This is a genomic window from Planococcus beijingensis (assembly GCF_016820615.1).
GTDB lineage: Bacteria > Bacillota > Bacilli > Bacillales_A > Planococcaceae > Planococcus > Planococcus notacanthi.
Genome location: NZ_JADHDZ010000003.1, coordinates 1 through 12,365, shown reverse-complemented (window position 1 = coordinate 12,365; position 12,365 = coordinate 1). Strand labels below are relative to the sequence as shown.

Annotated in this window: 15 protein-coding genes, 1 pseudogene and 1 riboswitch; of the genes and pseudogenes, 11 read left to right on the top strand and 5 right to left on the bottom strand. The window is 46.0% G+C overall.

Annotation, left to right across the window (positions count from 1 at the left end; translation table 11 throughout):
- The first annotated feature begins 161 nt into the window (after positions 1–161).
- The 4 genes from adh (at position 162) to IRE19_RS08650 (ending at position 3,018) form a co-directional block, all read left to right on the top strand.
- A complete protein-coding gene (gene adh / locus IRE19_RS08665) occupies positions 162–1,682 on the top strand; it encodes an aldehyde dehydrogenase (RefSeq protein WP_191714917.1) in 1,521 nt (506 codons plus the stop codon).
- A 58-nt stretch (positions 1,683–1,740) separates the two neighbouring features.
- Entirely contained in the window at positions 1,741–2,103 is a 363-nt protein-coding gene (locus tag IRE19_RS08660; RefSeq protein ID WP_191714918.1) for a DUF779 domain-containing protein, read from the top strand.
- A 143-nt stretch (positions 2,104–2,246) separates the two neighbouring features.
- Positions 2,247–2,435, top strand: a complete 189-nt coding sequence (locus IRE19_RS08655) for a hypothetical protein (protein ID WP_142826824.1) — start codon at positions 2,247–2,249, stop codon at positions 2,433–2,435.
- Positions 2,428–3,018: a Fic/DOC family protein gene (locus IRE19_RS08650; protein WP_203340066.1), complete on the top strand. Its 591-nt coding sequence runs from the start codon at positions 2,428–2,430 to the stop codon at positions 3,016–3,018. Before IRE19_RS08655 ends, IRE19_RS08650 begins: the two co-directional genes overlap by 8 nt.
- 31 nt (positions 3,019–3,049) lie before the next feature.
- On the opposite strand, the gene IRE19_RS08645 is transcribed toward IRE19_RS08650, so the two are convergent.
- Positions 3,050–3,862 (bottom strand): AAC(3) family N-acetyltransferase, encoded by an 813-nt coding sequence (locus IRE19_RS08645; protein WP_191714920.1) that lies wholly within the window; start codon positions 3,860–3,862, stop codon positions 3,050–3,052.
- Positions 3,863–3,955: 93 nt separating this feature from the next.
- Between IRE19_RS08645 and IRE19_RS08640 the strand changes: the two genes are divergently transcribed.
- A complete protein-coding gene (locus tag IRE19_RS08640) occupies positions 3,956–4,432 on the top strand; it encodes an acyl-CoA thioesterase (protein WP_191714921.1) in 477 nt (158 codons plus the stop codon).
- A gap of 36 nt (positions 4,433–4,468) precedes the next feature.
- On the opposite strand, the gene IRE19_RS18530 is transcribed toward IRE19_RS08640, so the two are convergent.
- Both IRE19_RS18530 and IRE19_RS18525 read right to left on the bottom strand, forming a co-directional pair.
- Complete coding sequence (locus tag IRE19_RS18530; RefSeq protein ID WP_349291267.1) at positions 4,469–4,615, bottom strand: hypothetical protein; 147 nt, start codon at positions 4,613–4,615, stop codon at positions 4,469–4,471.
- A gap of 179 nt (positions 4,616–4,794) precedes the next feature.
- Positions 4,795–4,983, bottom strand: a pseudogene (locus tag IRE19_RS18525) (DUF421 domain-containing protein); the annotation flags it as partial.
- 312 nt (positions 4,984–5,295) lie between these two features.
- Between IRE19_RS18525 and IRE19_RS08630 the strand changes: the two are divergent.
- Positions 5,296–5,517, top strand: coding sequence for a hypothetical protein (locus IRE19_RS08630; protein WP_203340065.1), 222 nt, complete (start codon positions 5,296–5,298; stop codon positions 5,515–5,517).
- Positions 5,518–5,582: 65 nt separating this feature from the next.
- Here the strand turns inward: IRE19_RS08630 and IRE19_RS08625 are convergent, their stop codons facing one another.
- Positions 5,583–6,602: an SEC-C metal-binding domain-containing protein gene (locus IRE19_RS08625; RefSeq protein ID WP_203340064.1), complete on the bottom strand. Its 1,020-nt coding sequence runs from the start codon at positions 6,600–6,602 to the stop codon at positions 5,583–5,585.
- 265 nt (positions 6,603–6,867) lie between these two features.
- Between IRE19_RS08625 and lepB the strand changes: the two genes are divergently transcribed.
- Positions 6,868–7,401: a signal peptidase I gene (lepB, locus tag IRE19_RS08620; RefSeq protein ID WP_191714925.1), complete on the top strand. Its 534-nt coding sequence runs from the start codon at positions 6,868–6,870 to the stop codon at positions 7,399–7,401.
- A gap of 73 nt (positions 7,402–7,474) precedes the next feature.
- Here the strand turns inward: lepB and IRE19_RS08615 are convergent, their stop codons facing one another.
- Positions 7,475–8,638 (bottom strand): pyridoxal phosphate-dependent aminotransferase, encoded by a 1,164-nt coding sequence (locus tag IRE19_RS08615; protein WP_203340063.1) that lies wholly within the window; start codon positions 8,636–8,638, stop codon positions 7,475–7,477.
- 86 nt (positions 8,639–8,724) lie between these two features.
- Here IRE19_RS08615 and IRE19_RS08610 point away from each other — a divergent pair, with 86 nt between their 5' ends.
- The 4 genes from IRE19_RS08610 to IRE19_RS08595 all read left to right on the top strand — a co-directional run bounded on the left by IRE19_RS08610 (position 8,725) and on the right by IRE19_RS08595 (position 12,252).
- Positions 8,725–9,513 (top strand): carbon-nitrogen family hydrolase, encoded by a 789-nt coding sequence (locus IRE19_RS08610; RefSeq protein WP_191714927.1) that lies wholly within the window; start codon positions 8,725–8,727, stop codon positions 9,511–9,513.
- Between the two features lie 51 nt (positions 9,514–9,564).
- A riboswitch (SAM riboswitch) is annotated at positions 9,565–9,666 on the top strand.
- A 68-nt stretch (positions 9,667–9,734) separates the two neighbouring features.
- Positions 9,735–10,748, top strand: coding sequence for a methionine ABC transporter ATP-binding protein (locus tag IRE19_RS08605; protein ID WP_203340062.1), 1,014 nt, complete (start codon positions 9,735–9,737; stop codon positions 10,746–10,748).
- Positions 10,738–11,409 carry a methionine ABC transporter permease gene (locus IRE19_RS08600; RefSeq protein ID WP_191714929.1) on the top strand — a complete coding sequence of 224 codons (672 nt, stop codon included), beginning with the start codon at positions 10,738–10,740 and terminating at the stop codon, positions 11,407–11,409. The genes IRE19_RS08605 and IRE19_RS08600 overlap by 11 nt, the downstream gene beginning before the upstream one ends.
- 12 nt (positions 11,410–11,421) lie before the next feature.
- Positions 11,422–12,252 carry a MetQ/NlpA family ABC transporter substrate-binding protein gene (locus IRE19_RS08595; RefSeq protein WP_203340061.1) on the top strand — a complete coding sequence of 277 codons (831 nt, stop codon included), beginning with the start codon at positions 11,422–11,424 and terminating at the stop codon, positions 12,250–12,252.
- Positions 12,253–12,365: the final 113 nt, after the last annotated feature.

Here is a 12,365-nt window from a genome sequence, read left to right as displayed (position 1 = left end):
ATACATGAACTATAGGATGAATAAAAAATTTCGGTGTTCTACAGTTGCAATTTTTAGATTAGTTTGACAATATAGAAGGGAAGCTGTTATTGATGCGCCAAGGGGTATTGATTAAATGTAAGCGCGTACATAATGGTAAAAAGAAAAAGGGAGAGATGAGAATGGTCTATGCAATGCCAAACACGGAAGGTTCGAAAGTTACGTTTAAAGATAAGTACGAAAACTTTATAAATGGGGAATGGAAAGCGCCGGTAAAAGGCCAATACTTTGAAAACGTGTCACCGGTCACGGGCAAGAAGTTTACGGAAATCGCCCGTTCGACTGCTGAAGACGTGGAGTTGGCGTTGGACGCAGCGCATGCAGCCAAAGATGCCTGGGGGAAAACGTCGGTCACGGAACGGGCCAATGCCCTGTTGAAGATTGCGGACCGGATGGAACAGAACCTGGAAATGCTGGCCGTTGCGGAAACGTGGGATAACGGCAAAGCCGTGCGCGAAACCTTGAATGCCGATCTGCCATTGGCCATTGACCATTTCCGTTATTTCGCCGGCGCGATCCGTGCGCAGGAAGGGTCACTGAGCCAAATCGATAACGATACCGTCGCGTATCATTTCCACGAGCCGCTTGGTGTGGTCGGACAGATCATCCCGTGGAACTTCCCGATCTTGATGGCGGTCTGGAAATTGGCCCCGGCTTTAGCTGCCGGCAACTGTGTGGTATTGAAACCCGCAGAACAGACACCGGCAAGCATTTTGGTGCTGGCTGAATTGATCGGCGATATTCTGCCGCCGGGCGTACTGAACATCGTCAACGGTTTTGGCCTTGAAACCGGCAAGCCGCTTGCTTCGAGTCCGCGCATCAGCAAAGTCGCATTTACCGGTGAGACGACGACTGGGCGTATGATCATGCAATACGCTTCCCAGAACCTGATTCCGGTCACGTTGGAACTGGGAGGCAAATCACCGAACATTTTCTTCAAAGACATCATGGACCAGGACGATGCGTTTCTGGATAAAGCCATTGAAGGATTTGTCATGTTCGCCTTGAACCAAGGGGAAGTCTGTACCTGCCCGTCCCGTGTACTGATTCAAGAGGACATTTATGACGAATTCATAGAACGTGCACTAAAACGCGTAGCGGCCATCAAAACCGGGAACCCGCTTGATCCGGAAACGATGATGGGTGCGCAGGCTTCCACGGAACAGATGGAAAAAATCCAGTCCTATTTGGACATCGGCAAACAAGAAGGCGCCAAAGTGCTTGCAGGCGGTGACCGCAACATGTTGGATGGAGAGCTTTCCGAAGGCTTCTACATCCAACCGACTGTATTTGAAGGGCATAACAAGATGCGCATTTTCCAGGAAGAGATCTTTGGTCCGGTCGTATCTGTGACAACGTTTAAAACAAAAGAAGAAGCACTTGAACTGGCAAACGATACTTTATATGGTTTGGGCGCCGGAATTTGGACGCGCGACACCAATACGGCTTACCGTTTTGGCCGCGGCATCCAGGCAGGGCGCGTATGGACGAACTGTTACCACCAGTATCCGGCCCACGCCGCGTTCGGCGGTTACAAAATGTCCGGATTCGGCCGTGAAAACCATCTCATGATGCTCAATCATTACCAGCAGACGAAAAACATGCTGGTCAGCTACAGCGAAGACAAGCAAGGATTCTTCTGATCCCAAGGAATAACCAACCCACAGGAATTTCGAAGATTACCGGAAAGTAGGGATAGCAATGGTCGAACGCGTAATTGCGACAGATGCTGCTATTGAATTGATTCAATTGCTCAAGGAAAAGCACGGTCCGGTCATGTTTCACCAATCAGGGGGCTGCTGTGATGGCAGTTCCCCGATGTGTTATCCTGAAGGCGACTTGTTTATCGGAGATCAGGACATTCTGATGGGCGTCATCGGGGACAGCAAATTCTATATGCACAAGAACCAATTCGACTACTGGAGCCACACGCAATTGATCATTGATGTCGTGCCAGGGCGAGGCGGAATGTTCTCTTTGGAAGGAGTCGAAGGCAAGCGATTCCTGACAAGGTCACGTGCTTTCACTCCGGAAGAGGCCAAGGAACTACAGGAACAGGTTTAAAGGAAACCGGATGCTGATGCATCCGGTTTTTTTAATTCCGATACCTATTGAAAAGGTATAGAAAACCTAGATGAATCAAGGGGTGAAGATAGAATTCATGCTGGGAAAATGGTATAATTGCAGCATGAAAGGTGGTCATACAGTTGACGAAATTAGTGAACCGAGTTTCCCATGAACAAGCCAATCACGCGATTTCCTGCGCTTCACATTCTCTTGTTACGGAGGGGTTTGATGTAACAAATGAGGATGAGAATTTCGTTCGGTCGGTATTGACTGGTGAACGGACGGAGGCACAATTCCATCAGGCCATCAAAAGGAAGTTCGATGTCTAAGTATCAGCATACTTCAATGTATTGCTATCCTGGAACTGATGTATTGATCAATTTGTTTGATGTACAGGACGAAGAAAAACTGAAGGAGCTGGAGAAAGTCTATACTCTGTTCCGCCTTTCGGAACTCCAGTTGCAGAAACCGGCAGATCCTGTGGATGCGAAGGCATTTTTAGCCATTCATCGATACTTGCTCCAGGATGTCTATCCATTTGCTGGAGAGTTGCGGCAAGAGATGATTTCAAAAGGTTCTTCATCTTTTGCGCATCCGAAACACATTGAGACGCATCTCATGAAAATTTTTGAAGAACTGAAAGCAGAAAATTACTTAAAAGACTTGCCGCGAAATGGGCTGATTTCCCAGCTTGCCTATTTTCTGTCTGAGTTGAATGCCCTTCATCCTTTTCGGGAAGGCAATGGTCGCAGCATCCGTGAATTTGCGCGTCAGTTGCTCTTGAATGCAGGATATCGGCTGGATTGGGAAAAAGTACTGGAACCTGCAGAGATCATCAATGCTTTTGTCGATTCATTCAATAAAGACAACAACCGTCTGGAAAGGCTGTTGGATGAAATCATTACGCGGTAAAAATGCCAGCTGCTCAAAGAGCGCTGGCATTTTACGTGCTTTCTGGTGCCGGCTGAGTGCGAAGCCAGTCAATTCCAAATTCGACCAGAGGTTTCATTTCCGCAAGACGGATTTGGGCTTGTCCGAGCGATCCTTCGACAATGTTGCCAGGAAAGGCTTTCGCAATTTCCGGAAAACGATCCGAATCCATTTCTACGCAGTCGTAGGTCTGCCAGACCCTTTTTCCGTCGAGCAAAATAGCGGCGCCTTGTGGAGAAGTGACGCGGTGTTCCTGAACAAATTCAGCATAATGGAGAGCGGTGCATGAATCGAAACCGACGCCGATCAACAGAATTTTTACATGTGCCTGCATCATTTTTGCGAGTGGGGAGCGTTTGCCGAAGGAATCGTCAATCGGCTGTTCACTCATCCAATCGGCTGCCTGTCTGCCCCATGCGATAAAGGAGTGGGATGGATGCGGGCTTCGGATGGTCAACGGATGACGATGGAAACATTCCGCGATTTTTCCCATTCCGCGCATTCCACTTAAAAAAGGATCGAACGCAGGAAGTTCATCACGGATCGGCTGATGCCAATTTTCAGGGACCGGAGGCTCCATCCAGTAAACAGGGTCTGAGTTGTCTGCAGACTGTGCGGGCATAATTAATGTGCCCGCATCAGTGACAGTCTCCATTAAAGCTTCCACGACGGCTTGAGCGCCTCCAGCGACCCATCCCATGGACTTTAGTGAAGAGTGGACCATCAATGCGTCTCCAGAAGTGATGCCAAGCTGATGAAGCTGGCGTTTTAATGTTTCTTTCGATTGGAATTCAGGTGTGTTTAAAATATTCAATAACTCTGACATAAAGTATCCCTCCGATTTCACTATATTATAAAGGAAAGCCTGTTGTTTTGGGAAACCTCTGTCGACAGGGCAAATGAGAAAGGAATGAAGGCAATGGAAGCAAGATTTATGAAAGAATCCAGAACAATTCAAACGAAATTGGTGCTCCCTCCGGACACCAACCACATGGACTCCATATTCGGCGGAAAAGTATTGGCTTATATCGATGAGATCGCAGGAATTACAGCGATGAAGCATGCACGCCGCAAGGTAGTGGTGACAGCATCAATCGACTCGGTGGATTTTTTATCTTCGGCACGGGTCGGAGATGTATTGGAGCTTGAAGCGAACGTCACTTCAACGGGCCGGACATCTATGGAAGTATATGTTCGGGTAAAATCACAAAACCTGCAAACCGGGGAAGAAAAACTGACAACGGAATCATTCTTGACGATGGTAGCAATGGGGGACGACGGGAAACCGACTCCTGTGCCGGCTGTAGTGCCGGAATCCGAAGGGGAAAAGCTGTTTTTTGAAACAGCGCCCGCAAGACGTGAACACCGGAAAAATCGAGTGAAAACACCAAGATGATAAAAAGGTGCATGGATGTTTGTCCATGCACCTTTTCTATCTTCCGACTGATTCCTTGGAATTGACGTTTTCCAGCGCATTGCCCGGTTCGCTGCTTATGACCGACAGGCTGCCGTCTGTTTCCAAAACGACAGCTGCCACTTTTTCAGTAGAACCTGAGCCGGAATTTCGGATAGCCTGCAAAATTTCAATTTCTTTGATCCGTTCTTTTTCATTGCACTTCTTATAAATTGGCCATTTAGAAACAACAGGCGTGGTTCCGATTTGATGACGTTATTGAACCAGTCGGAATGGACAGCAAGAAGGGTAATGACATACTGCAATAGAATCAGTAGAGCGAATGCAGTCAGCCCTTCAAGCAGGCTGATGCTGCTGTCCAGTAGAATAGTAGCCAATGTTGATCCTAAAGCCACCGTCACGACTAAATCAAAAGCGTTTAATTTAGTCAACGTGCGTTTACCGGAAATGCGCAGAAAAATGACTAATCCGACATAAGCGAAAAAACCGACTGTAGCAATGCGAATAAAGCTGTCGAGGGTAATTTTGAACATTTTTCTCCTCCTTCTGAAAAGGATTTTGATAATTTTATCCACATGTTGATAAGTTTTATTTATTCTTAAATATCAACAAAATTCAAATATCTTATCCACATAGCACACATTATTTGTTGGTTTATTGTGCATAAGCATAAAAATATGGAGTTTCTTATGAAAAAATGCAGGATTGTGGACAGTTCTGCCGTTACTCGTTATGATTCCCTGTAAAGTTATCAACAAACGCCAAAAGCTTAAATCGTTAAACCTCTTCATAGTTTCGGTAGGAAAGAGATCCATCATCTGAATTTCAGTTGGGAGTGGTTGAGGATGGCATCGTTCTTGAACGTACTTTGCCTTTTGGGTCTGTTGGTTTTCGCAGCAGGAATCGCTCTGTCTTTGCTGACGCTGGCCAATTTTGTTTTCGGCTTTACCGACGGTTTATGGCTGCGTATCTACTTCATACGCTTTTATTTATTTTTGGCGGTTTCCGGTATTCTGTTGTACATCCTCATTACATTCCGAAGAAAAGACGATGAAAAAAAGGAGTAGCCGAAGCTACTCCTTTTTGCTGCTTTAGCAGTCATGAAGGAAAAATCCTTCAAGCTGGTTAAAGCTTATTTTTTTGCTAGCAATTCTTCGAAATAAGCTCCGAATTCTTTTGAACGCTTCAAGATTGTGCTTGAAGACACGCCGAATTTTTCGCTTAAATCTTTTGCAGATAGCATAGGGCCTTTGATCAGCTCATGGTCCTGCAGGAATCTCCAATATCCGGCTACAAGAGCTTCCGGTTTTTGGACAGTCGGCTGCTGGCTGACAAGATAGCTGTTCAAGATGCTTGTAACATTGCTGACGGTCTCTTCATCAAAATCCGCCTGCTCAATATGCTTATCAAGTTCTGCCATAACAGAATCGTGTTCAGGAGAAAGCTGAATGCTTTCTTCTACACTTCCAGTTGAATACTTAACGATTTGTTCGACAACTGCTAAGTAGTTGTCACGCAGGTAGCTTTCATCCTGCGAAGCATTTTCAGAAGCGATTTGAGCTTTCAACTGCTCGAAGAACGGTGCGAATTCACCGACAACCGTCAAATAACCGTTGAGGAATAGTACACCTTTTTCCCCCACGCGAGAGTCTGGAAGCAGGATGGCCAATAAGCCTTGCCCGTTTTCCATATCTGTTGGAGGCTGATCGGCCATTTCAAGTGTTTCGCCTGTAAAGACATCGGTGAACTGTGCTTTTTCCACATCTCCCTTAACATATTGGCCAAGGAACACTTTCACGTCTTTCCAGTCTTCCAGCACTTCTTTGGTCGAAGGACGCTGGGCAAGTTCGATTTGTTTCGCTAAGAATTCTTCCCATAGTTCGGGTTTTTTCATGAACAGGAAGTTTTCGATTACGAAAGCCTGTGCATCGTTTTCAGCCATTGATTGCATCAAGCGTGGCTGCCATTCTTGTTGAAGTTCGCGGAATTCTGCAAGTTGTTCCTGGTTTGGATTTTCCGAGAAGAACTGTTGGCGTACTTTGAACAGTTCATCATTCACCAAATCATTGATGGATACAGTTTGCTGTTTTCCGTGACATTTTTTGTATTTTTTGCCGCTGCCACATGGGCATGGATCATTTCTTCCTACCATTCTAATCACCTACATTTTTTATTGAGTGTAACATAAAATTGCGATACGCTCAAAAGTCTGACGATTCAGACGGGAATCGGACGTATGAAAAAGGGTGTAAGGCTGCTGATGCTGTACCGAATAAGGAGTTGGGCAACAGACAATTCGGACTGGAAAAATCTTAAACACTTTTGGGATTCATTAGATATTAGAGAATCGAAAGTATGCACAAATTGGCATGCGTATTATAATTAAGAAAGAATAAGCAGGAGCAGGAGGGGACGATGTGTTTGAAGATCCGGTAAAAGAGTTTATTTCCTGGATGCGGGTCATCTTTTTGACTGTGCTTATCGTCTTGGGATCACGGTATTTTCTGTTTGAACCGGTAGCTGTCCATGGAGAATCCATGATGCCCACGTTCGAAGAAAATGACAAAGTCATGCTTTTTAAGATTCATACGATAGAAAATTTTGACATGATCGTCTTCAAAGCACCCAATGGCGTCAATTTCATCAAACGGGTAATCGGTGTTCCAGGAGACCGCATTTCAATGAAAGACGATCAGCTGTATGTGAACGGCACTCCCCAAGCGGAACCTTATTTGGATAAGAACCGGAAAGCGGCGGAGCAAGAAGGATTGATGCAGCTGACTGAAGATTTCCAGGAATTTGTCGTACCTGCCGAATCTTATTATGTATTAGGGGATAACCGCTTAAATAGCATGGATTCCAGGGTTTTGGGTTTTATTTCTAAAGACTCAGTCCTTGGTGAAGTGAAAATCAGGTTGTCGCCTTTCGAGCATATCGGTTTTGTGAAATGAATCAGATGTGGACAATCTTCTCAATTTTTAAAAGGACAGCAGCCCCGTATTGGGACGCTGTCCTTTATGCACTCTAAAATAATTTCAAAGCTTCGATGCGATTGACCGCTTCAATGATGCGGGTTTCATCAACCAGTAATCCGACACGGACAAAACCTTCTCCAACATCGCCGAAACCACTGCCTGCCGCAACTGAAATATCTGCTTTCTCAAGAAGGAAGTCGGCAAATTCCACGCTGGTGAAACCTTCTGGAACCGGCAGCCAGGCAAAGAAAGAGCCTTGTGGTGCTTTGATGTCCCAACCGATCCGCGCGCATTCAGCCACCAGGACGTTGCGGCGTTTTTCATAAAGGCCGACCAATTCATCTACGCATTGCTGGTCGGCATTCAACGCCTCTGCCGCAGCCAATTGGACGGCAGGGAACAAACCGGCGAAAAAATGGTCCTGGATCAAGTTCAAGGCTTCAATCATTTTGGAATTGCCAACAGCAAATCCGATGCGCCAACCTGCCATGTTGTAAGTCTTCGATAAAGTGTACATTTCGATGCCAACTTCTTTGGCCCCTTCGGATTGAAGGAAACTGACCGGTTTTTTTCCGTCAAACCCGACCGCTCCATAAGCGAAATCATGGACAACCGCAATGCTGTTGTCCTTGGCGAATTTGACTGTCTCATCAAAGAATTCTTTAGTCGCTACTGCACCGGTCGGATTGTTCGGGTAGTTCAAATACATCAGTTTGGCGCGTGAGCGGATGCTTCCAGTCAACTCGGCATAATCCGGCAAATAGCCATTTTCCGGATTCAGCCTCATCAGCTCATACCCAATATCTGCAAGCGGGGCTCCCGACAGGTAATCCGGATAACCGGGATTCGGCAGAAGTAATAGATCATCTGGATCCAACAAAGCCAAGGGCAGCTCAACGAGCCCGATTTTTGTTCCTGCCAAGATTGCAACTTCGAGGTCAGGATCGATATCCACACCATACTCGCGTTTGTAAAAATTCACAGCGGCTTGACGCAGTTCCGCTATGCCGCGAAAAGGTGAATATTTATGCGTTTTTGGATCGGCTGCAGCGGTTTGCAGGGCTTTGATAATATGTTCGGGCGTCGGCTGGTCGGGATTGCCTTGGCCAAGATTGATGACATCGCGTCCTTCAGCGATTGCTTTGCTTGTTTTGGCCACCAGTGAAGCGAAAAACTGCGTGGGTAAGTTTTGGAGCCGTTTTGAAAAGTCCATGTGATTCTCCTTATTTTCGAAATAATTGCACTTCTACTTCAAATCTTATAGAGTTGAAGGTAACTTGTCTAGTGGAGGAGAAACGAATGAAAATTGCATGCGTTCAAATGGATATCGCTTTTGGTCAGCCGGAATTGAATTATCGGAAGGTCCTGGATTATTTAACGGAAGCGGCCAGCAATGGAGCGGAGACGATCGTCTTGCCTGAAATGTGGAATACAGGATATGCATTGACCGAACTGGATACATTGGCAGACAGCACAAACCGGACAGTGGAATTGCTCAAAAGTTTTGCGAAAGAGCATAAAGTCAATATTGTGGGTGGCTCTGTTTCGACTGAAAAAAACGGAGGATTCTATAATACGATGTACGTTGTCGACAAAGACGGCGGGCTGGTTTCGGAATACGATAAAGCCCATCGTTTTTGTTTAATGGATGAACATATCCATCTTGAAGAAGGCGATACACTTGGCACATTCGAATTGGATAATCAGACATACGGAGGCGTCATTTGTTACGATATCCGTTTTCCTGAATGGATCCGTGCCCAGGCGCTGAACGGTGCAAAACTTGTATTTGTATCAGCGGAATGGCCCGAAGCGCGGATTGATCATTGGCGCATCTTGTTGCAGGCACGCGCCATCGAAAACCAAATTTTTATTGTCGCCTCGAACCGTATCGGCAGTGATCCAAACAATGAATTCGGCGGCAGCACGATGGTGATCGCCCCCTGGGGAGAAGTTCGTTTGGATATGAAGAAAGAGGAAGGCATTGGTTATGCAGAAATCGATTTGGATGAAGTAGAGGAAGTCCGGAAGCGCATTCCGGTATTCGCCGATCGCCGTGAGCAATTGTACGAAAAATTCAAAAAGTAGATTGACACTCGCTGGGGATGCCTGTAACATAAAATTCAATTAAATAACTTAAACTTATCAAGAGAGACTGAGGGACAGGCCCTGTGACGTCCGGCAACCCCCGATTGGGAAGGTGCCAAATCCAACGGAATCCAATGTTCCGAAAGATAAGTCGAGAAACTAAATTTTTCGATGCTTCTTTCTTGATGAAAGAGGCATCTTTTTATTGGCGGGAGGAAGCTATGATACAGATTGAGAAATTGACGAAAACTTACACAACTAAGCATGGCACCGTCACTGGAGTGGATAATGTTTCATTGGAAATCGGAAAAGGTGAAATTTTCGGCATCGTCGGCTATTCAGGTGCCGGCAAAAGTTCGCTGATCCGTTGCATCAACTTGCTTGAACGGCCGACTTCCGGCAGCGTCACAGTAGATGGCAATGATTTGACCAAACTAAACAGTGAAAAATTGAGAAAAGCCCGTTTGAAAATCGGCATGATTTTTCAGCATTTCTACCTGATCAGCCAAAAGACGGTGTACGAAAATATCGCTTTTGCGCTTCGGGCTGCAGGCACTCCATCTAAAAATCTGAAAGGCCGCGTGGAAGAATTGTTGGAAATGGTCGGTTTATCAGATAAACGCGATGTTTATCCAGCTCAATTGAGCGGTGGACAGAAACAGCGTGTCGGCATCGCACGGGCATTAGCCAACAATCCGGCCGTTTTGTTATGTGATGAAGCAACATCGGCACTGGATCCGAATACCACATTGTCCATTTTGCGTTTATTGAAAGACATCAATCTTAAATTGAACATCACAATTGTACTGATTACGCATGAAATGAATGTCGTCAAGGAAATCTGTGACCGCATGGCCGTCATGCAAGGTGGCCGTGTCATTGAAGAAGGTCAGGTCTACGACATTTTTGCAGATCCTCAAAAGGAATTGACCAAGGAATTCATCTCCAGCGTTGTCTCTTTCAATGTTCCGGAACACTTGTTGAGTGAATTTACGGGTACAGTAGTGAAAGTGTTGTTCAAAGGGGGAGTGGCCGGAGAAGGCGTAATTTCCGATATGCTGCAGAATTATCCGGTCAAAGGAAACTTTTTGCATGGAGCGATTGAGTATATTCAGGAAAGGCCGCTTGGCGTTTTTATCATGGAGTTGAAAGGGACTTCTTCTGACGTCATGGATGCATTGAAGTATATGGAAAGCAGATCGGCAATTGTGGAGGTGATTCCGAATGGGCGTTGAATGGGGACGAATTATTGAATTATGGCCCGAAATACAGACTGCTTTTTTTCAGACACTGACAATGATCGGGATTTCCTTGGCAGTGGCTTTGATTGTCGGCCTTCCTTTGGGAATTTTGCTGTTCATTACAGACCGCGGCTTATTTCTTGAAAACCGGCCGGTCAATGCTGTGATTGGTTTTATCGTCAATATTGTGCGTTCTATTCCGTTTATCATTTTGTTGGTGGCACTTATCCCGCTGACGAAACTTATTACAGGAACAACCATTGGCCCGATTGCGGCGAGTGTGTCCCTATCGGTTGCGGCGATTCCGTTTTTCGCACGTATTGTGGAAAACTCACTGCGTGAAATCGATAAAGGCGTCATTGAGGCAGCGATTGCCGTGGGTGCCACACCATGGATGATCATCAAAGACGTTCTGCTGCCGGAAGCGAAAGCAAGCATTATCCAGGGGGTGACATTGACCATCATCAGCCTGGTCGCCTATTCTGCGATGGCAGGCGTAGTAGGCGGCGGAGGCATTGGAGATTTGGCCATCCGCTTCGGCTATTACCGCTACGATAATACGATCATGATTGTTACTGTTGTCATTTTGATTGTGTTGGTCCAATTGATTCAACAAGCTGGCGACTATACGGCGAAAGCCATCGATAAACGATAAGGGGAGAATGACATGAAAAAATTAGGATTTATTTTAGCAGCAAGCGCATTGGCTTTGGCAGCATGCGGCAGTGGAGAAGAAAGCGGCTCTGAAGGAACTGGAGGAGAAGCTTCGAAGGACATTAAACTAGGGGCTACTGCAGGTCCATACAGCGACATGCTGAGCAAAGCTATTGTGCCTGGACTTGAAGAAAAGGGTTACACAGTGGAATTGGTGGAGTTCAGCGATTACATTCAGCCGAACGTAGCACTTGATGGTGGCGATATTGATGCCAACCTGTTCCAGCACACGATTTACCTGGAAAACTTTGAAAAAGAGAATGGCATGGACCTATCCGCACTGATTACGGTGCCAACAGCGCCTATGGGCCTCTACTCGAACCAATACGATTCTTTGGAAGCAATTGAGGATGGAGCAACCATTGCGATTCCGAACGATCCGGTCAACGGTGCACGTGCTTTGCTGATGCTGCAGGATGAAGGCTTAGTCGAGTTGGATCCGGAAGCTGAAGTGCTGCAGGCGTCCGAAAGAGATGTTATTACAAATGAGAAAAACTTGGAATTTCAGCCGATCGAAGCAGGCCAATTGCCGCGGGCAGTTGATGGTTCTGACTTGGCGGCTGTACCCGGAAACTTTGCAATAGCTGCTGAAATGGATCTATTGGATGCATTGGCACTTGAAAACATGCCGGACCAATACCGCAATGTAGTGGCGGTCAATGCAGAAAATGAAGACAGCGAATTGGCAAAGGATTTAGTGGAAATTGTGGAATCGGCTGAATTTGAAGCAGTCATTGATGAAGAATTTGAAGGATTCGGCAAGCCGGAATGGATGGCTGAATAAAATTTCCGATACAGAAAGCCGCTCCAGCGAAAAAATCTGGAGCGGCTTTCTTACGATTAGTCAATAGATTATATTCAACTATAAAGCGATTCTTTTGAGATTTTCTCTCTTCG